General features: G+C 49.2%; 15 protein-coding genes and 1 pseudogene. 8 read left to right on the forward strand and 8 right to left on the reverse strand.

Annotation, left to right across the window (positions count from 1 at the left end; genetic code table 11):
- Positions 1-96: 96 nt before the first annotated feature.
- From AArcS_RS08485 to AArcS_RS08495, 3 genes are all read right to left on the reverse strand, one after another.
- The gene (locus AArcS_RS08485; protein WP_375139657.1) at positions 97-576 is read right to left on the reverse strand and encodes a type II toxin-antitoxin system VapC family toxin; all 480 of its coding nucleotides are present in this window, start codon (positions 574-576) and stop codon (positions 97-99) included.
- Positions 577-587: 11 nt separating this feature from the next.
- Positions 588-857, reverse strand: a complete 270-nt coding sequence (locus AArcS_RS08490; protein ID WP_004216296.1) for an AbrB/MazE/SpoVT family DNA-binding domain-containing protein — start codon at positions 855-857, stop codon at positions 588-590.
- A gap of 264 nt (positions 858-1,121) precedes the next feature.
- Complete coding sequence (locus tag AArcS_RS08495) at positions 1,122-2,078, reverse strand: AAA family ATPase (protein WP_238476988.1); 957 nt, start codon at positions 2,076-2,078, stop codon at positions 1,122-1,124.
- 421 nt (positions 2,079-2,499) lie between these two features.
- On the opposite strand from AArcS_RS08495, the gene AArcS_RS08500 reads away from it, so the two are divergent.
- The 3 genes from AArcS_RS08500 to AArcS_RS08510 all read left to right on the forward strand — a co-directional run bounded on the left by AArcS_RS08500 (position 2,500) and on the right by AArcS_RS08510 (position 7,180).
- Positions 2,500-3,384, forward strand: coding sequence for an IS1595 family transposase (locus AArcS_RS08500; protein ID WP_238476989.1), 885 nt, complete (start codon positions 2,500-2,502; stop codon positions 3,382-3,384).
- Positions 3,385-3,619: 235 nt separating this feature from the next.
- Positions 3,620-6,157, forward strand: coding sequence for a tubulin-like doman-containing protein (locus AArcS_RS08505; protein WP_238476991.1), 2,538 nt, complete (start codon positions 3,620-3,622; stop codon positions 6,155-6,157).
- Between the two features lie 120 nt (positions 6,158-6,277).
- On the forward strand, positions 6,278-7,180 hold the full coding sequence (locus tag AArcS_RS08510; protein WP_238476993.1) for a hypothetical protein: 903 nt from the start codon (positions 6,278-6,280) through the stop codon (positions 7,178-7,180).
- Positions 7,181-7,217: 37 nt separating this feature from the next.
- On the opposite strand, the gene AArcS_RS08515 is transcribed toward AArcS_RS08510, so the two are convergent.
- Complete coding sequence (locus AArcS_RS08515; RefSeq protein ID WP_238476994.1) at positions 7,218-8,780, reverse strand: hypothetical protein; 1,563 nt, start codon at positions 8,778-8,780, stop codon at positions 7,218-7,220.
- 134 nt (positions 8,781-8,914) lie between these two features.
- On the opposite strand from AArcS_RS08515, the gene AArcS_RS08520 reads away from it, so the two are divergent.
- The gene (locus AArcS_RS08520; RefSeq protein WP_238476995.1) at positions 8,915-9,490 is read left to right on the forward strand and encodes a metallophosphoesterase; all 576 of its coding nucleotides are present in this window, start codon (positions 8,915-8,917) and stop codon (positions 9,488-9,490) included.
- Between the two features lie 45 nt (positions 9,491-9,535).
- Here AArcS_RS08520 and AArcS_RS08525 read toward each other — a convergent pair whose 3' ends face one another.
- The 3 genes and pseudogenes from AArcS_RS08525 to AArcS_RS08535 all read right to left on the reverse strand — a co-directional run.
- Entirely contained in the window at positions 9,536-10,147 is a 612-nt protein-coding gene (locus AArcS_RS08525; protein WP_238476996.1) for an SIMPL domain-containing protein, read from the reverse strand.
- A 249-nt stretch (positions 10,148-10,396) separates the two neighbouring features.
- On the reverse strand, positions 10,397-11,551 hold the full coding sequence (locus tag AArcS_RS08530) for a transglutaminase-like domain-containing protein (RefSeq protein WP_238476997.1): 1,155 nt from the start codon (positions 11,549-11,551) through the stop codon (positions 10,397-10,399).
- Between the two features lie 104 nt (positions 11,552-11,655).
- Positions 11,656-11,826: pseudogene (locus tag AArcS_RS08535) on the reverse strand (IS5/IS1182 family transposase); the annotation flags it as partial.
- 191 nt (positions 11,827-12,017) lie between these two features.
- Between AArcS_RS08535 and AArcS_RS08540 the strand changes: the two are divergent.
- The 3 genes from AArcS_RS08540 to grpE all read left to right on the forward strand — a co-directional run bounded on the left by AArcS_RS08540 (position 12,018) and on the right by grpE (position 15,273).
- Entirely contained in the window at positions 12,018-12,902 is an 885-nt protein-coding gene (locus AArcS_RS08540; RefSeq protein ID WP_238476998.1) for a hypothetical protein, read from the forward strand.
- Between the two features lie 329 nt (positions 12,903-13,231).
- Positions 13,232-14,401, forward strand: a complete 1,170-nt coding sequence (locus AArcS_RS08545) for a vWA domain-containing protein (protein WP_238476999.1) — start codon at positions 13,232-13,234, stop codon at positions 14,399-14,401.
- A gap of 50 nt (positions 14,402-14,451) precedes the next feature.
- Positions 14,452-15,273 carry a nucleotide exchange factor GrpE gene (grpE, locus tag AArcS_RS08550; protein WP_238477000.1) on the forward strand — a complete coding sequence of 274 codons (822 nt, stop codon included), beginning with the start codon at positions 14,452-14,454 and terminating at the stop codon, positions 15,271-15,273.
- Between the two features lie 5 nt (positions 15,274-15,278).
- Here grpE and AArcS_RS08555 read toward each other — a convergent pair whose 3' ends face one another.
- Positions 15,279-16,913: an Hsp70 family protein gene (locus AArcS_RS08555; protein ID WP_238477001.1), complete on the reverse strand. Its 1,635-nt coding sequence runs from the start codon at positions 16,911-16,913 to the stop codon at positions 15,279-15,281.
- A 363-nt stretch (positions 16,914-17,276) separates the two neighbouring features.
- Here AArcS_RS08555 and AArcS_RS08560 point away from each other — a divergent pair, with 363 nt between their 5' ends.
- Complete coding sequence (locus tag AArcS_RS08560) at positions 17,277-18,218, forward strand: hypothetical protein (RefSeq protein ID WP_238477003.1); 942 nt, start codon at positions 17,277-17,279, stop codon at positions 18,216-18,218.
- Positions 18,219-18,338: the final 120 nt, after the last annotated feature.

Genomic DNA, 18,338 nt, shown 5'->3' on the forward strand with positions numbered 1-18,338 from the left:
TGCTATATATAGGTCGCGAGTCTTGTACGGGTATTCGACTGAAAGATCAGTTATTCAGATCGGTCAATATAGGCCGCATATGCATCACAGACCAGACTATCCATCAATTAGGGTTAATTTCTCACGTGTCTCAGTTGGAATTGGATTGACGTATTTCACATCTTCGTCGTCACATAGATCTTCGAAATCGCCGTCAGTTGTAATCAAGTAATCGGCGTCATATGCTCGTGCAAGCGCGACGATGAACGAATCGTACACGTCGTGGTTTTTCTCAGCGCTGATCTCGTACGCCTCAAGCAGCGTTGTCTCGGTGGCACTGACGATTCGTGCAGGGCTACGAACAAGTGATTGGATAGCATTCCGAGCATCAACTGCGTCTACTCCAAAATTGCTCGTCATCAGATACTGCGCTCGCAACGGATAATAATCAAACACGAGCAAGACGTTTGGCCCATCAATTGCGTTTTGGATCCACGGATACACATCGTCATGTGCAGGGTGATCATCGGTGAGCGCGATTGCTAGTACGTTCACGTCAGTGAGAACTGTCACTTCAGTAGGGAGAGAATCAGCCATCAGATAGTCGCTCACTGGTCCATCGGCCCGAAGAGGGTTTCTCCGGCATCAGTTGGTGTCGTGTTCTCCCAGTTCTTCTGACCGGCTGTTGCTGTCTCTAATTTCGAGCTTGGTTTGGGGTTGACTTCAAGGACCGATCCAACGAGGGTTGCAGGAATCTCATCGTTTGATTCGATTCCTAATCGGTCTCGAACCTCTTTTGGGAGTGTTACCCGCCCTCTATCGTCCACTGTGAGTGTGAGTTCTTCCCCGTTGTTCGCTTCAAATGCGGACTTTCCCATTTTGAATCACCTTATTCCCACTACTGTGTTGATATATAAAACTCTTGCGCCACCCGAAATGCTGATTAGTTCGCAGGGCTACCTAACAGCTGATTCAGCTGCTCATACGTGAATTGAACTTCTGCCAGATGCTAACTTCATCCGCTATATTCAGCAGGATGCATGACACCTATCATATACTGCGGTTTCAACAGAGCCTACGATTATTTCCCGACGTGCAGCGGTGGTGTTGCTGTTCCTCCGGTTGGCAAGGAATGGCAACTGCTAGAATTCGTCCATCGAGGGCACCGCCACGCTATCGACGGCGCTGTCGACGACATCCCCTTTGTCTGCGTTTCTGACGGTCGCCTCCGTCGTTAGGACGATCCGATGTTCGAGCGTTGGGTGGACAACTGCTTTGACATCTTCTGGCGCAACGTAGGGGCGCCCCTCGATGGTTGCCCGAGCTCGACTCGCCTCGAAGAGGCGCTGGATCCCTCGCGGTGAGACACCGACTTTGACACGGTCATCAGTCCGAGTCGCTCGACAGATATCGACGATATATTCACAGACACTCGGATCGACGTCGACCGTCTCAGGGACACCTTGCATCTCCAAAACCGTCGTCTGATTGACGACGACTCCTGTCTCCGGGATTGATGATGTTCGGCCGGAGCGCCGTTCGAGCAGCAACAACTCGCCATCACGGTCCGGATAGCCCATACTCGTTTTTATCATGAAGCGGTCACGCTGTGCTTCAGGCAGTTCGAAGGTTCCTTCCTGCTCGACGGGGTTCTGCGTGGCGAGAACGAAAAACGGTTCAGGAAGTTCCATCGTATCGCCGTCGACGGATACCTGCCCTTCACCCATCGCTTCCAGCAGGGCGGCCTGGGTCTTTGGCGGTGCGCGATTGATTTCGTCTGCCAGCACCACGTTTGCAAAGATCGGGCCCTTATTGAACTCAAAATCACCAGCACTCTCATTATAGATGTGTGATCCGGTGATATCGGCAGGGAGCAGGTCCGGCGTGAACTGGATCCGATTGAACTCCAGATCCAGTGCCGTCGCCAGGCTTCGGGCGGTGAGCGTCTTGCCAGTCCCTGGAACGTCCTCCAGTAGGACGTGTCCGTCGCCGATAATTGCAGTCATGACTGTCTCCAGCAAATACTCGTCCGTAATGACTGCCTGTGACACCTCATCGAGTACCGATTTGCAACTACTCGCTGCTTCGTCGACGTCCATGACCTCTCAGATGAATGCCATTGCAAAATAGCCACCGACACTGCGGCCATCATCTATATGCCTATTACTGATTTTTCAACTGTACATCGACCGAATGTGTCACACTGAGATATTGCTTGATCTCCGGGTCCTGGGCGAACTGGTCCAGAAACCACTCTCGAAAACTCGGTGAGGTTTCCAGTAACTGAACCAACTGCAAGTCAATATCGCGTTCACGGACCGATGATACGAGTGGCCGTTCCTCAATGCTCATGCCGCATTGTTTCCTCATGAACACATTAGTTGTGTGGCTCGTTCTCGACTCGACGGGAAATCTAGATATTACATCGTACGCTCATCCGTAGGAGATTGTTGATACTGCTGAGCGGTCGCTGTGAAGTCCAAGAGGACAAGGGCACCGCGGTAGCGGTGCCCGACACGAATGATTCCGCTCGATGTGTTTGGCTCGGAATCGGTCGCAGCGGACCTGCTCCAACAGGTTCGCTGGCGTGACGGTGTAACCTGTCCTCGCTGCCGTTCTGACCGCACGGTCAGAAACGGCAGCTATGGAGAGTTTCAGCGGTATCTCTGTAAGGATTGCGACCGCACGTTCAACGACAAGACAGGCACGATCTTCGCTCACTCGAAGGTTGCACTCCGCCGGTGGCTGTTCTCGATCTACGCGTTTCTGCGCTTTAACACGAGTCTCCGACAACTGCAGTGCGAAATAGAGGTGACACACAAAACGATCCATCGGCGCATCGAGCGCTTCGCCAGCGCGCTCGATGCGCCTTCGCTCGATCTTGTCGGCCCGGTCGAAATCGACGAAGTGTACGTCTCCGCTGGGAAGAAAGGCCGCGAGCGCGACCAACCGTCGCGCTCGCGTGGCCTGTCCACGCGTGGGCGTGGTTCATACGATGGCGACAAGCCACCGGTGTTCATCATCACTGATCGAGGCACCGGACAGCGGTACGCGATCCCAGCGAAAGCCGCCGACCAATCGACGATTCGACTCCTGCTGACTGACCGCAAAGAGGAGTCGCTCACGGTCTATACCGACGGCTTTCGAGCGTACGAACCGCTCGAAGAGGACGACGCATTCGACCGCGAATACGTCGTCCACGGCGACGGTGAATACGCCGACGACGAGGTGCACGTCAACAGCTGCGAGAGCCACGCGTCGCTGGTGCGACGGTGGCTCTCGCCCCATCGGGGTAACTCGAAAGACAAGTTAACACAGTATCTCAGAGCATTCCAGCTCCGCCGAGAATTATACAGAAAACCGGGACGAGACGCACTCAAACACGCCATCAAAGCGACGCTGTGAAATCAACAATGTGCTACGCAAGAGCGTAGCAGGAAATGACTGAGCGAGAACTGTGATAGCGGTTGATTCAAGATATATAGAATAATTTGCTCATTTTCGGATCAACAGCAGCGTACAGCCGTACGACCATATCATGTCTATTGTTTTCACGACACTATTTCCCAAACCCTTGTTATTATTTAGAGACTTGTAATTGCTCGGTGGATTTATTTATTCTAAACACAACGGAGTGATCATGGGAATTGAACCTGACTCACCAACCGTGATAATTGGGGTCGGCGGGGCTGGACTGAAGATGCTCCGCCGAGTGAGCAAAGTACTTGAAGAAGAAAATTACGACCGAAGTCACTTTTTGCTTCTCGCAGTTGACTCACGGGATGTCGGAGAAGTCGACGAAATAGACCGCTGGGGACAGTTTACCACTGAGTTGAACTGGTCATCGCGGGGGGCCTGGGAAGAGAAACAGGATCAATATCACTATCTGGGCAATAATGATGAATCACCACCTGAAGAGGGCGGTGTCAACAGAAATCGTACTGCAGCTCGGGCCGTCCTTGACGACCCACGGAATTTCAATAAACTTGTCAATCACCTCGAATCCCAACTCGAAAGCTTTGGGTCTGGAAGTAATCTGTCGATCTGGACACTGAGTGCACTCGGTGGGGGAACGGGCAGCGGGATACTCCCGACTGTGCTAGGCACGTTACAGGATATGGAAAACGGCCGGCTTCAGGAGAAAATTTCCCTGAATTGTATTACCACAGTCCCAGAACTGCATGCTGCCCCAGACCAGCAATCTGTCCCGACAATAGATAACGATGCATACGGCAATTCGTTTGCGGCTCTAGCAGAGCTCGGCGATCTAATCGACGCTACCCGGTCCGAGCAACAGTCGCTTAATATTGAACAGGAGATGGAGATCGACTTAGTTGACCTCTACGATGAGTACTCGGAACCACTAAAGCTGAGTCGAGACTCGATCGACAACTTCTATTTGCTCACCGTGGATGAGGACCGGCTTGACCGTGACGATGGGAGTTACGAGCGGGAGATTGAGCAGATTGCGGCTCAAACACTCCTGATTCACACGCAGGCTACAGAGAACTTCCCGAACCATCCGAACCAAAATTACAGTAATCGAATCCTCAAGACCTGTAACGTGTCTGAGTACAGTTTCCCCTACGACGAAGCAACTAATTTCGTCCTCAGTTATGCCCGGCTGAGAGAACTTGAGTATGATCAAGAACGTCTTGGGACCCTCGAAGAAGCCTTTACAGAGGGGAAAAGAGTCGTAGACAACTCGTTGGAGGCCGAAAATCGGAACGAAATCGATGATCCACGCGTCGAAAATGCCCTCGACTATTTCCTTGGGGAACTCAACGGAGAGAGCTTCACATTCTGGGACGACAAGGAGTTGATCAATGAGAGCCTCCATTCGGCCGTTGATATTGAGGATGGTCATCTCCAGTCTCTCAAGCAAATATTCGCTGATGTTGAGAAAACCCGCAGCGAGATCATTGCAGATAAGTACCGGCCAGAGTCCCCGCGACAGTTCCTTTCAGGGGACGTTGACGAGGTTGGTATTGTCACGCCGGAAGAGCTCGTCTACGAATATCTCTATCTCTCGCAGGCGAGAGCCGAAATCCGATTTGAGCGAGACGGTGTCGAGAGTAATCTTGATGACGACATTTCGTGGATATACAATAACCAGCACATTTCTGGTGAGCTTGCTCGCCGGGTCAAAGACGACTTCACGGATGCAGACGGGCCGAGCGAACAGTGGGAAGTACTGCGCCGCCCAGTCAATAACCGAGTGAGCGAACTCCGTGACTCCGGTATCATGGGCATTGGTTCAAAAGATGATGTTGCTGACGAGGTTAAGGCCAGGAGCCGTGCTATTGACGACGATATTGAGACCTATGAGGACCTGACCGCTTCACTGCAGACTGTCGAAGAACTTCTCAGCGTTCGCAGAGAAAAGCTACAAGACCTCTTACAGCAGTATCATACGTGGCAGACGGAGGTGCGTGGATATCAAGAGACTGTTAAAGATGCTATTTCCCGTCAAGAAAACACGGTAAACAATCAGAGGGAAAAGGTACGGCATCCACCACAGGGGGACGACAAACAATTCCTTAAGATTCCGGTTTCCGATCCGGATATGTTGGTGGAGTTCGTCTTCGGTGAACAGGTAGACTTCAAGGAGTCGATTGAGAACCTGCAAAAAGAATACGACACCGAATCGAATCGGACAGCGATTCGCCGGAAGCTTCAAAATGAGGTGTCGATCGAGACACTCGAAACGCAGGCCATAGTTGATAAAGACACGATTTATCAGGATCTTGTGACAGTTCTCGGAGCATTAGAACACAATACCCCTGGTACTGGTGGAGCAATTGTCGTCCCTGTCTCGCATGGGGAAGATAACTGGCCAGCAGCGGCTGGCGAAAGCGGGTTTGGTGGGATCCTCAGTGCTAGTGATTTGCGAGCTAGTATCGTTACGCCTGACAGGGGCAAAGGCTCTGGAAAGGTTACCTCCGGATTACCTGGCACGATTCGCTTCGTGTACCTAGAGTTGGATGTGCAACTTGATGCTCTGAACGAGTTCCGGACCATGGAAGCATGGTACGAAAATGATCGAATCCTCAGTATCATGGATTCTGACGAAGATGACCCCGAACAGGAAATTAACTGGGCCTATCCGGAGTTGGCAGGCAAGTTCACCACGGGAGGCACGATAGAATCACTAGATGAGACCGAGTTAGGTAGCTAGATCAAAGCAATTGAGGCGTGGAAGAGGCAGTCCGCCGGACCGAACCACACGTTTCACTAGATCCAGACTATTTGTTCACCAAACCAAAGGTATTAGTTCTATCCATAATATCTACTCTCCATGAACTTACAGAAGCTGCTATTTATTTGTCTTGTCATAGCCGTCGGCGTGGGCGCTGGTAGTGCAGGCATTGTCCACGCAAATAGTGGAGATTCCCTGTCCCAGTCACAAGATGCTGAGACCACGACCACTGAAGAAGAAATCGTTCAGGTGACGACCGAATATCCGACCGACGAGAGTAATCAGGCCATCGGCGTGACCGTCCAGATTGCGCCAGAACAGGAGACTGTGACCGATGTAGAAATCGATATCCGGCAATCAGAGGAGTCGTTTATCGATCATGACTCGTATGGGATTTCAGTTGAACCGAGCGGGGCAGCCGAGATTAATGAAGAGCTTCGAGATGCTGGGACCCACCACATTAAATCGTACGAAATATCGGAGCTTGAACCGGGTGAGGAAGTCGAAATTAGGTTTGAGGCGTACCCACGTCAGTTGACGGCAGATGACGAGATGATTGATGCAGCTTCGGTCCAGTACGAATTCCGTCGCGGCGGTGTGTCTGTACCAGATGCTGGTATCGCATCGATTGACGCAGAAACCGATATTTCTGGTTCACCTGTATATCAGCTACTTGACCTCAGGACACAGGTCAATAGTCTGGAAACACAAGTCGAAGAGCTTGAGGCTGACGACGATGAAGTTGTAGAAGATGATGACTCGGTACTCCCTTGGATCATGTTCGGTGTCGGGGTTCTTGGCCTTCTTGCCGGTGTGGGTGGCATCGTCTATACACGACGGAACGGTACTAGCGATCCACCAATAACCGAGTACGATCTCCAACGGTATAAGAGCGATATTGAAGATCTGAGTCAAAACGCGGAACGCTACGGTAACGAACGAACTGCAGATCAGGCAGCGGAAATCGCTAAACAACTCGAGGACGAACTAGACGATCGGTAGCGGTCGCCGTTTTTCGAACCTGATCATCCCACTACGGTCAGGGGTCCAATTTGGACAGATCCCAGTCATCTACTGACTGGTCCGTTAGCCACATTTCAATTGCTCCGCCACCCAGAAGCACCACGGTAATGAGTACTAACCCAGTCCGTGCTATCCCGGAAGCCAGAACGGCCACCAATCCGTGCAATATTGCTCCGGCAACGGTGTACAATCGCAGACTGTGACGACGCCAATCATCAGCATGGTTGGCAATTCGACTGATATGTCCAAAGTAGCCAAGCCACAGGACCGGCAAAATCATATACACAGCCCAGTGGTTAGGAGAAATCGCTTCCGTCATTACTCCCAGCACTGGCCAGACCATCACCATGACCACTAGACTCCAGACGACCACGTGATGCTCTCTGCCAACAGAATGTTCTCCGCGACGTCGAGTTACAACCACTGACGCGAGTAACCCTACGATGATGAGTGGCCACACGAGTACGAACGACAGGTCACCAAGCGTGGATGTACGATCGGCGACGATCGTCATCAGGACCCATCCCAGTACAGCAGGGAGGATCCCCCCTACTGGTCTTGCAGTGACACTGGGTGCCGACCCACCGGTGCTTAACCCTGCAGTGGGTGTGGTAACGAAAGATGACACTCGGGCCAGGTACCGGTAACAGACCCACAACCCGTAAGTCCCGCAAGCAAAAATCGTAACCGGAAACCCGAGCAGTCCCCAACCCAGCAACGGCGTAGCTCGAAGTGTCTCGGTTGACAGGATCAAACCGTAGTTGAGATCAAGAAGCGCCTGAAATCCGATGACATACAAAAGAACGAACTGGATGCTAGTGAGGGCAATAAACCACGTCAGAATCATACCGTGGATTCCTTGAGAAGCCATAGACAGATGATCAAATAGATACTGTTCAGCATCCGGCACCGTCTGACTCCGATCATTGAGAACTGTCAACAGTACCCCTCCAAGGACGATTAGATCACTGAGAGGATAGGCCAGAAAGAGGAGCAATATGACGACTCCAGCGAGAACGACTGGGAGAAGAATCATACTTGTCCCCGCGATAACGTCACCAACCGAGCCAATAAGCTCGCGCATCTGACCATCTCCCCGCTGGGTGGTATCTGGTGGATTTCGGAGCAATTGTCGGTACTGATCAGTACTTCTCCAGCGCCGCCACACAAAAAGATAGAGAACCCATGCAAGTATGATCACAAAAAAGAGACTGCCAGCGCTTCCGATGGTCGGTGTATCCGTGATGTCGGCCATGAAGGAAGCGATTGCCAGAGCTGACAGAAGTGCCGTGATAGCAAACAGTACTACAAACCCTCGTTCACCACCGGCGGGTGGAAGCTGATTCTGATTGGAGTATGCTCTTGGCGCAAACAGTGCCGCGACATAGCCAAATAAGAGCCATGTTGTGACGAATGATAGCCAGTCAACATCAGCAATCTCAATCCCTAACGACAGTATCACTACTGCGATATCGACGAGTGCATCATCAGTGGGTGTCAATGACGGCAGCCGCCAGACTGCATCGACACAGACTAGCGTCACCAATTTTGCTTTCCACGACGTCCTCAGGACACCCATGATACTTACTATATCTTGACCTATTAGATAAAAATATGACGTAAGTAGTAATGAATAGGACTTAATGTTCGAGAACCAAGGGAGAAGTCTCAGTTACCCAAAGGGTTAATTTGACAGTATGTATCGGGGGTACTATGAGCAGATACGTTATTTCGGATCATCATTTCGGCCATACGAACATCATCGAATACTGCGACCGGCCGTTCTCTAGCGTCGGGGCCATGAACAATACACTGTTGGACCGTCATTACGAGACAGTTGACGATGAGGCCGTCCTGATCCATCTGGGCGATGTCGCGATGGATATGCAGGACGGACGGGAAACGATCGAGTACTTCCAGCGACTCGACGGTGATTTGTTGGTCCGAGGTAACCACGATGTGGGATTGGAGCCAGAGCAAGCACCATTCCCGGTGCTTGATTCGTGTGTTCTCAATCATGACGACTACACGTTCTATTGTGCACATCGGCCTGAGGATATTCCCGATGATTGGGACGGGTGGATTATCCACGGCCACATGCATAACAACGACACAGATGGGTACCCGTTCGTGGCCGTTGATGATCAGCGGGTGAATGTTAGTAGCGAACTCCTGAATTTCCGGCCACTCGCTCTTGATACGATCACGAGTATCATCAATAAGTGTCCAGAGGGAAGTCGTCTCCGTGACATCAACGTCGCTAAAGAACGTCTTGAAATAAATTTGTAATAGCCGTAGGGCCGAGTCTTCCAAGAAATTGAACGGTCCTCAGTATTACCCATCTGTGAGTTCAAATACAACCTCGACAGTTTCTGATGCAGTGATAGGAGACGGCTGAATGACTGTCCCCCGATTCATTTCTAGTGCTTCATCAACAAGACTGTCCATCCCCAACCCGTCACGCTTTTCGGTCACATCCAATACGTCCCCGACTTCAAGATCCTCTGTAGACGCGATACTCTCAGCCTTCTCTCGTGCCCTCTGCGTAGCCTTTATGAGGGCCTCTTTTTCGAGCTGACGTGCTACCGATTTGTCGGCTGAGAAGTTCACCTCACGCACCATTCCGCCGGCGTCAGTTACGTCAATGACAACTCCCTCAACAGCATCTGGGGTGCAATCAATCTCAAGATGTTCTGTTGCTTCAAACGGGGCATCGGTGTTGCACTCGTAGAAGTCGGCAGGGTCCTCAACCGTGAAATCAACAGTCCGAACCTGCTCCTCGTCGATCGACGTCACCGAGGACCGAATCGCAGCAGCTCGATCTTTCGCATTTGCGTAAGCGGCTGCTGTTGTCTCACCGGTTCCGGAAGCGGCGACTTTGATCAATGCTAACACCGGGAGCACCTCTGCCTGACCTGTCGCATCAACCTGAACTGTTCGTGTCATCGTACTCTCACAACAAATCAGATAGCTACGGAGGTAATTAATTGTTGGCAAGCCGAAATCACCGCGCCGATCTCGTTTTCAAGATCATTGATCAGCCATCAGTAGAACTGCATCAACATCACTCTCTTGCTATTCTCGGGCGTCGTACTGGCTGGAATAAAATTGCACCTCTGGTGAACAACTTGAAATCAATCCCTGAGCATTATTAGACCCCTCCCCTCGTCTGACATGACGTTAATCAATACTGCCCTATCGTGTGAAGCTCGTACTAACATCATGAAGTGAGCCGTCAATAGACAGTTTGAGACGGCCTCGGACATCCCCCTCGTTATTTGGCTCAAAAACGGTCTGCGAGAATTCGTGCGACTGCCCATTATATAATAAGTCGATAGAACAGATTTTCTCTCTTGAGATTGCACGTCCCCGTTCAGTTTCAAAATAAAACACAGCAGTAACCTTATTGGCAGGAGCATTTCCAAAGTTTGCTATATGACCGTCAATCACTACGTCTCCGTCACCAGTGGGTTCTGCTGACCACTTGTGAACAAGTACCGGCTGATCATTCACTGGATACGCTCTAACGCTCGCATTTGTGTACCGAGGAGGAATGGATCCGTAGTCCCATCCTGGAGAAGTTGTCTCTACGAGTGTGTACTCCTCCCCCTCATGTTCAACGCATGCCCCACCAATATTAGCATGGAAGGAGACGCCCAGCATCATATGTTGTTTTCTTGGAAGGACAAGGATTGCAACATTGTAACCGAGTTCCCGCAGAATGGCCCCAAGGATGATCGAGGAGTCCTCACAATCTCCCCCTTCGTGTAGCAGTGTTTCGATCGGGAATTTCGGATATTCGAGTTCTCCTTGAGTAACCTTATCAGAGGCATATTCGAAATGTTGAACGAAACTACGTGCGACCTCGTGTAGCTGGTCCTCTGGAATATCATAGTCAGTGCAGAACTCTTTCAATCGGTCTATGATATCTCGAATAAGTCCTTGGTCGAATGGGTCGGCAATATACGTAGCAAACGATCGAGTACGGTATCTCCGAGCATAATATCGATATAACCGTTTTGGAACATCAAGTTCGAATGATTCTGAATGATACTGATACTGCCAATCGAAATTACGGACAAATGATCGGTTTGATGATTCTTCGTCGGATTTTGGCTGAGACTGTCCTGACCAGCCCGGGTGACTCTCTTCGTATTGGGCTGAGGTATTATTATCACTTGGTTGTGATGTCGGTGGCGATGTGGTCATATCTGGAGTGAGCCAGGACTGGTTCAATTGCATGAGTAATTCCCGGAACTCCTCAGATTCGATGTTTCCAGCGTCTCGCTCTGCTCGTAATTGTTCGACAGCTTCAAGCAACGACCCCGCTTTGATCGTTTGGTCAGCCATTCGATAGGAGGTTAACGTATTAGAAGATAAAATTTTCCTGTTTTAACTACACATAGCCCATCTATGACAAATATTTTATACGAGAAGGAACCATAGAATTCATCTCATTGCTTCTTACAGCCCGGTTCATTTTCCCGCTTGTAGTTGGTGATTGCAACAACGAACCGGAGACAGAGCGCATGGAACACATCTGCTCATGATTGGAGGCGGCCTCGAGCGCGGACCTGCCCGAGGCCGCAGTGCTTGACTGTGTAGTTGGTTCGTTCGATCTTAGTAAGAGGGAATTGTATTTACTTCATGAGCACACGCTTAAACAATAACTTGCCGTAAATATGTCCGAAGTTTTTTAAACTAAGGCGAAACCATATTTGATACTGAGTCTCAAAGAATTTGCTCCACGCCAATATAATCAACATATCAATGGATTCCGCCCAACGAAACCGAGTGTCCATACGGAGGTTCAGAAATGGATATTGATGAAAATATATCTGTCAGCAGATTTGGTGTGACAGGAGGGCTAATGATTGTAGGGTTGGGATTTCTTACTTTATATATAGGATTGTTCGTATTTCCTATTTGGTATTCAATTTTTACTTTTATACCTGGTGGTATTTTATTTATAATTATAGGGATAATCTTCTCGATCGGTGGAGGAATTCTCGGAAAGGTAGTGGACAAAGGTCTGCGCTGTAAGGAGTGTGGTGCAAAAGTCAACGGGAACGGTATGTATTGCGAAGAGTGTAGTGCAAACCTATCGTCTCAAGAGACAAGTTGTGGGTATCAAGAGGAACAAAATGATGGTATTCGTGGGGGGATAGTAGAGGGGTACCGTAAAATGTTGCCTCAGCATTTTTTTCTGGCAATGACCTTTTACACATTCCCAGTTTTCGTACTCGCAATAATATACCATATCCTTCCGAGTAGCTACGATACGGGAGAGTTAGCTATTGCTATTTTATCACAAGTCTTGTTAGCTCCGATCTGGGCTGTGCCGCTGATCATAATCTTATATTGTACTATTACAGGAGTTCGCGCGTCGTCATCTAAACTTTATTGGATTGGATCATATATGGTGACATTCGCCCTTTTTTTCCAACAGACACATACTATTGAGGGCGGAGGATTTTCTGAATACGGTAGTATGACGAGAGAATCTCTGGGGTTTTTTCAGGCATTTTTCGAATTAACTGTATTGCTAATAGTCGTCTCTTCCGGATTAGCAATAACAATAACAATGCTGCAAATAATGATTGGGATATATTCGAACATACGTGTGTTAATAATAGAGATAATACAAGATGTGCTCGGACTGCCTGAGTCTGCAATCGAAGCTATCCTTGACTTTTTTTGATGTCCATAGCACGTATAAACAATCCTCACACGTGGGCGGTTTGATTATTGTTCCAGTTCGAAATGAGTTTAGAAGTGGGTGCACCAAGCGTACGGAGTATGAACTAGTCAGAGAGCATCCGTTCAGTGGCGGATATTGATAGTTCGTTGGTATCAGCGGTGGTCCGACGTGGGGTGCACGCTTCTTTGAGAACGGTGAATACGGTCTTAGGGCTGTTGAATCGAATACGAAGACTACCAGGCGGGCTATCCTATGACATGCTCTACTGAAACTAATAGTTGTAATTTCAGCAATAGTTATAAAAATGGGAGTAGTATTTGTGGCCAATAATGACGGTGAACATTACTGGCGGTACCAGCAACTCACTTCCGACATCTGGGGGAGTAACGACGATCGAAGCACGAATTGATCCCCTAGCCAAAACAAAGCCCACGAAGAGACACGTTGTATTACTCATTGACACGAGCGGATCAATGGCCGGTGACAAAATAGACAACGCAAAAAATGGTGCAGGGAGTGCGCTTGGGAAATTAGATAAGGAAGATTACGTGAGCGTCCTCGGTTTCGATACAGAGGTTCAGACCGTACTTCCAATAGACTCTTGGTCAAATATAGATCAAAAAGGTGCAAACAAAGAGTTGACCAATATCGATTCTGGTGGAGGGACTGACATATACAAAGGACTTGAGAACGCAAGGGATCAACTTATAGAACACGCTCCCAATGACTCAGAGGCTGTCAAGCGAATTATCTTACTTTCAGATGGCCAGGATCGGTTCGACCCCGAAACCTACCGCGACCTCGCAGAAGAGTACAACGAGTGCGGGATTTCCATAATGGCAGCCGGTATCGGAGGAGGGTACGACGAAGAGGTAATGCTGGCGTTAGCGAACGGGTCAGGTGGTGTTCCCGCAGACCTGTCACAAGAGGATATCGATGCGTTCCTCGACGAGACAGTCAGCGATACGGATCAGGTTATTGTACCAAATCCGGAACTCAAGATCCATCCGGCACACGGATTCATATTAGATGACAAAACAGTCTTTTTTGACGCGCCGAAAATCGAACAACGGGAGATCGACCATGATCAATCTCCGCCATCAGTTGGTCTTCCCGAACTACAAGTAGGCGATCCTCATCGATTGACGTTTAAAATACTCGGGCAACCCAAAGCTGGGGGCTTGAGTTATGAAATTGCAACATTACGAGTAGAAGACGGATCAGGATCAAGAGTAGCTGAAACGACCGTTGACGTTGACTACACAGATCAAGCGGGACTCGAACGTGTCGACATAGAAGAAAACCGGGCGATTGCGGAGGTGACTGTAGGTATTCAGGATCCGGAGACTTCAGAAACAGAAGTGAGAGAGAAAATCAAAGAAATTGAGGATCAAGGCTGGATTGATACTGCGGATGAGCTCAAACAGAAGCTAAATACAGCCGAAGAAGCAGGCGGTATCATTCGGGTGGGCAAAAATAGGCTTGATACCGAAGACTAAGCGCCAAAAAAAATAAAAACAAAGAACAACATTCACGAATTAGAGAAACAATGATAGACCCTGATCCTTCTGAAGACCAAGATCCAGACGAGAACTCCGAGCGTACCGACACGACAGACACAACAGAGCAGAGTAGCGGTACGTCTAACGAAGAACAAGAAGAGAAAATCGACGATGGAGAGACCGGCAATTCAAAGACAGGTGAAACTGTTCCAATTGATCCGGAACCACAAAATGAGAGTACTGAAACCCAATCAGGCCGACAAGGGACAAAAAATCTAGAAGACAGCGAAGGGGAATCAGCAGTCAGTTCTGAAGACCGGGCAGAGAATGGTACAGTTAGCACAAACGAATCAGATGCGTCCACGAACTCAGAACCACATTCCTCACAAGAACCAGAAAAGGAGAGTAAATCAGTTGCTCGGCTTGAGGAAAGAATTGAGACGTTAGAGGAAACTGTGGAAGAAAGCCAGCAGCGAATTGACGATCTTGAGTCTCTACTAAGTGATTATCAGCGACGAAACGAGCACGAACACGAGGAAATCAAGAATTACGCAATCGAAGATTTTGCGAGAGATATGCTGGATATCAAGGACAATCTTCAAGACGCCATTGAGCTTGAAGATCTCCAAGAAGGACCAGAGCGTCGACTTCAGATCATCACCAAGCAGTTCGATCAGGTCTTTACCTCTGAACAGATCGATAAGATTGAACCCGCTCTCGGTGAGGAATACGATAACGATCTTCACCGGATGATCGACAAGGAGGCAACTGACTCATACGACACCGAAGAAATCGTGCGAGTGGTCGAAATAGGGTACGCAATCTCCGAACGAGTGATCAGGCCAGCACAGGTAGTTGTTAGTGAGTAGTCCGGTTAAATATCGAAATCACCGTCAACTTCTTCTCCACTTTCCTCGTCGACAGCCTCAACGTGAAGAATTCCGTTCTTATCGTAGTCATAGGTGACCTCAATTCTTGGGACGCCGGCAGGCCGTGGAGAGATGCCGGTCAATAGGAGTTCTCCGATTTCTTCGTTTTCTCTGGCAATCCCACTCTCTCCTTGATACACACCGACACGGACTCTAGTCTGATTATCACTCGTCGTCGTGTACATCCCAGTGCCTTCAGCGTTGTCCGTGCTTGTCCCTTGCTCGATGAGCACGTCCATACTCCCATCTTTTAACTCAGTCCCAAGGGAGTGGCTGATAATATCAGTAATACTGTCTTCAGCACCAGTAATACTCTCTTCTCCACCACCTGTATGTACTTGTGCTTGGTGGGCTTTCCGAGCGTCCTCGGATTGGAAAGTTTCGTCACAATCTGGCTGTGTGCACTCGAAAGCGTCTTCGGAGTCAGAATGATCTTCGTCGTAGTGCTCGTTAAGGTGGAGTATTGCATCGAACTCTTTCCCACACACACTGCATCGGTACCCCGTTTTGATTTCGCGCTGTGCATACACTGCTGCACCCTGCGCGACAATCTTATCAGGATCAATTGTTAGTGTCGGTTCGGTACCGAGAAACTGTTCAAGACGTTCCTGAACTGCTGGAATCTGTGTGGATCCGCCCACCAGTAGTGCCGTGTCAAGGTCATTGGTGGAGAGGTCAGCCTTGTTAAGTGCAGTCGATACGGGATCGATAGACCGATCTAGGAGTTCTTCGACAGTATCTTCGAACGTTTCTCTCGTGACTTTCTCCTCAATCTCGATGATTTCACCGTTGATTTGGCCGAGGAACGGTGCTAACGCTTCAGCTTCTTCGTCAGTTGAGAGATCAATCTTTGTTTCTTCGGCTTCTGTACGGAGGTTTGCTCTGACTTCCTCGTCGTCAAGAATGTCAATGCCGTGTTCCTCTTCATATCGATCCGCAATCAGCTCCATCAGTGCCCTATCAAAATCAGCGCCCCCTAGACTGTTGTCCCCATCCGTTGCTAGAACTTTGTACTCGTCATTGGCAACCTCAATAATCGAGATATCCAGTGTTCCACCCCCGAAGTCGTACACAAGTATCGTTTCGTCTAGCTCCTTCCCGTTCCCGTATGCGAGTGCTGCTGCAGTTGGTTCGTTCAGAAGGTGGATGTCGTCGATGCCAGTAATCTCAGCAGCTTCTTTCGTTGCGGCAGTTTGTTTGATTGTAAAGTATGCTGGAACTGTGACAACTGCTTCATCAACATCATCTCCGAGATACTCCTGCGCATCGGATTTGAGTTTGTTGAGGATCTCCGAGGAGACTTCAGGAGGCGTATACTCGGAACCTTTAATTTCTACCGTATGGTCCTCCTCTCCCATATGACGTTTAATTTCTCGAACGACTTGCTCCGGTTCGGCAGGTTCACGATCAATTGCCCGTCGGCCGACGAGTGCTTTGCCGTCCTCATTATAGTGAACAACAGACGGTGTCAGTCGCTTTCCTTCATTGTTCGCAAGCATTTGTGGGTCGCCGCCCTCAACAATCGCCATCCCACTGTTTGTTGTGCCTAGGTCTATTCCTAATATCTTCTCGCTTGCCATGTTAGTGAGCCATTAATGCAGGAGTAATTATTCTTTGGGTAGATACTAACGTTTGATTTTTATTTAGATATTCATTACTTTGAAAAGCGCACTGTCTAGCTCAGCAAGTTCGAGAAACAAGGGGACAGTAGCGAGAACTGATCATGGAACTGGCAGACCTCCTCAAAGAACGTTTAGATATCAAGAACGAAGACGTTTGAGAGAACGATCGTACACCGACACCCGTACGCTGTTTTACGGTTTGGTTCACTCGACTAGACTGTCCTTGCGTGGTTCTCCAAAGCGGTTACTCCTTGGACAAGATTCAACCGATGGGAGTTACTAGCAGTAGGTTTTATATCACCTCAATAAATTCTATCAGCAGTGGCGAATAAAGCGATACGAGATCCGGAATCCGCCGACAGATCCTCTCAAAAACTTACAACTACGTCAACTGTTAGCGCTGGCTTCAACAGAAAAACTACTAACCTCCACGATATCCAGCTTCACCCCGACACACTCGGTGAGTTTCCAAATGTTTCAGAAGGAGAATTTCTCAAAATAACCGCTGATCACGACGAGAGGTCGCTGGAGTTCTATGGGCGGGTTGAGGCTCTTGACGACAGATTTGACACTGAAATCAAACCAGACGAGGTCGGAGTCGGGATTCATTGTCGGCGTGGAATCGCAGTGTCAATCGGCGATGAGGTACTTGTGGAAGAAGTCGATTTAGAGACCATCGGATTCCGGCAGCGAATGATGAATAGCATGCTGAGGTTTCGACCCGCTTCGTGTCGAGTTCGAAAAGCATCCTCACCTGATGCAGGGTATCGTGTTTGTCGGATACCACCAGAAGTGAAGGATCTTGTTGGTATTGAGTGGGGCGACCGAATTGTGATACAATCGGCAAACGCTCGTCTTCGTGGGATGAAAGCACTCCCTCTGCACGAGCGACTAGAAGAGAAGTATCGAGACCGTGAAGAAGAAGCTCCGACTCGATATCCACCACCGTTCGTTGATACGAACGAAGCCAGTCGTGCTGGTCTGCTCCTTGATTTGCCAAGAATTTACATTAGTGCTAGTGCCCGGAACGAGTTACAACTACGGGGTGACGGCGTGTATCAACCCGTTAAGGTCCACAGAGATACGAGCGACGTGTTCGTTCGACTGTTCGATAAGTTATCAATTCCAATTGTGTTGGGCGCTGCAACGATAATCATCGGATTTGATATCTCGATGAGACTTAAGATTGTCGTGTTCATTGTGGCTCTAATCGTAGCGTTATTCTCAATTAGACTCCACGCCCGTCGGGTTTTACTGGAATGATTATTCGGCTCTGTTGGAATCTTCAGCAGTGAAAATTCTGTTTCGGCTCTCGTCTACGGGAATGTTGATCTTTCATTCGCCGCAAATAGAGACCAAATCATAAAGAAAAGATACGTTACG

Origin of the sequence: Natranaeroarchaeum sulfidigenes (assembly GCF_017094485.1) — an archaeon.
Classification (GTDB): domain Archaea; phylum Halobacteriota; class Halobacteria; order Halobacteriales; family Natronoarchaeaceae; genus Natranaeroarchaeum; species Natranaeroarchaeum sulfidigenes.

What these genes read in the sequence shown, in the direction of transcription:
- AArcS_RS08485 (WP_375139657.1), bottom strand. Translation starts at nt 576, where the DNA reads ATGGCTGATTCTCTCCCTACTGAAGTGACAGTTCTCACTGACGTGAAC.
- AArcS_RS08490 (WP_004216296.1), bottom strand. Translation starts at nt 857, where the DNA reads ATGGGAAAGTCCGCATTTGAAGCGAACAACGGGGAAGAACTCACACTC.
- AArcS_RS08495 (WP_238476988.1), bottom strand. Translation starts at nt 2,078, where the DNA reads ATGGACGTCGACGAAGCAGCGAGTAGTTGCAAATCGGTACTCGATGAG.
- AArcS_RS08500 (WP_238476989.1), top strand. Translation starts at nt 2,500, where the DNA reads ATGATTCCGCTCGATGTGTTTGGCTCGGAATCGGTCGCAGCGGACCTG.
- AArcS_RS08505 (WP_238476991.1), top strand. Translation starts at nt 3,620, where the DNA reads ATGGGAATTGAACCTGACTCACCAACCGTGATAATTGGGGTCGGCGGG.
- AArcS_RS08510 (WP_238476993.1), top strand. Translation starts at nt 6,278, where the DNA reads ATGAACTTACAGAAGCTGCTATTTATTTGTCTTGTCATAGCCGTCGGC.
- AArcS_RS08515 (WP_238476994.1), bottom strand. Translation starts at nt 8,780, where the DNA reads ATGGGTGTCCTGAGGACGTCGTGGAAAGCAAAATTGGTGACGCTAGTC.
- AArcS_RS08520 (WP_238476995.1), top strand. Translation starts at nt 8,915, where the DNA reads ATGAGCAGATACGTTATTTCGGATCATCATTTCGGCCATACGAACATC.
- AArcS_RS08525 (WP_238476996.1), bottom strand. Translation starts at nt 10,147, where the DNA reads ATGACACGAACAGTTCAGGTTGATGCGACAGGTCAGGCAGAGGTGCTC.
- AArcS_RS08530 (WP_238476997.1), bottom strand. Translation starts at nt 11,551, where the DNA reads ATGGCTGACCAAACGATCAAAGCGGGGTCGTTGCTTGAAGCTGTCGAA.
- AArcS_RS08540 (WP_238476998.1), top strand. Translation starts at nt 12,018, where the DNA reads ATGGATATTGATGAAAATATATCTGTCAGCAGATTTGGTGTGACAGGA.
- AArcS_RS08545 (WP_238476999.1), top strand. Translation starts at nt 13,232, where the DNA reads ATGACGGTGAACATTACTGGCGGTACCAGCAACTCACTTCCGACATCT.
- grpE (WP_238477000.1), top strand. Translation starts at nt 14,452, where the DNA reads ATGATAGACCCTGATCCTTCTGAAGACCAAGATCCAGACGAGAACTCC.
- AArcS_RS08555 (WP_238477001.1), bottom strand. Translation starts at nt 16,913, where the DNA reads ATGGCAAGCGAGAAGATATTAGGAATAGACCTAGGCACAACAAACAGT.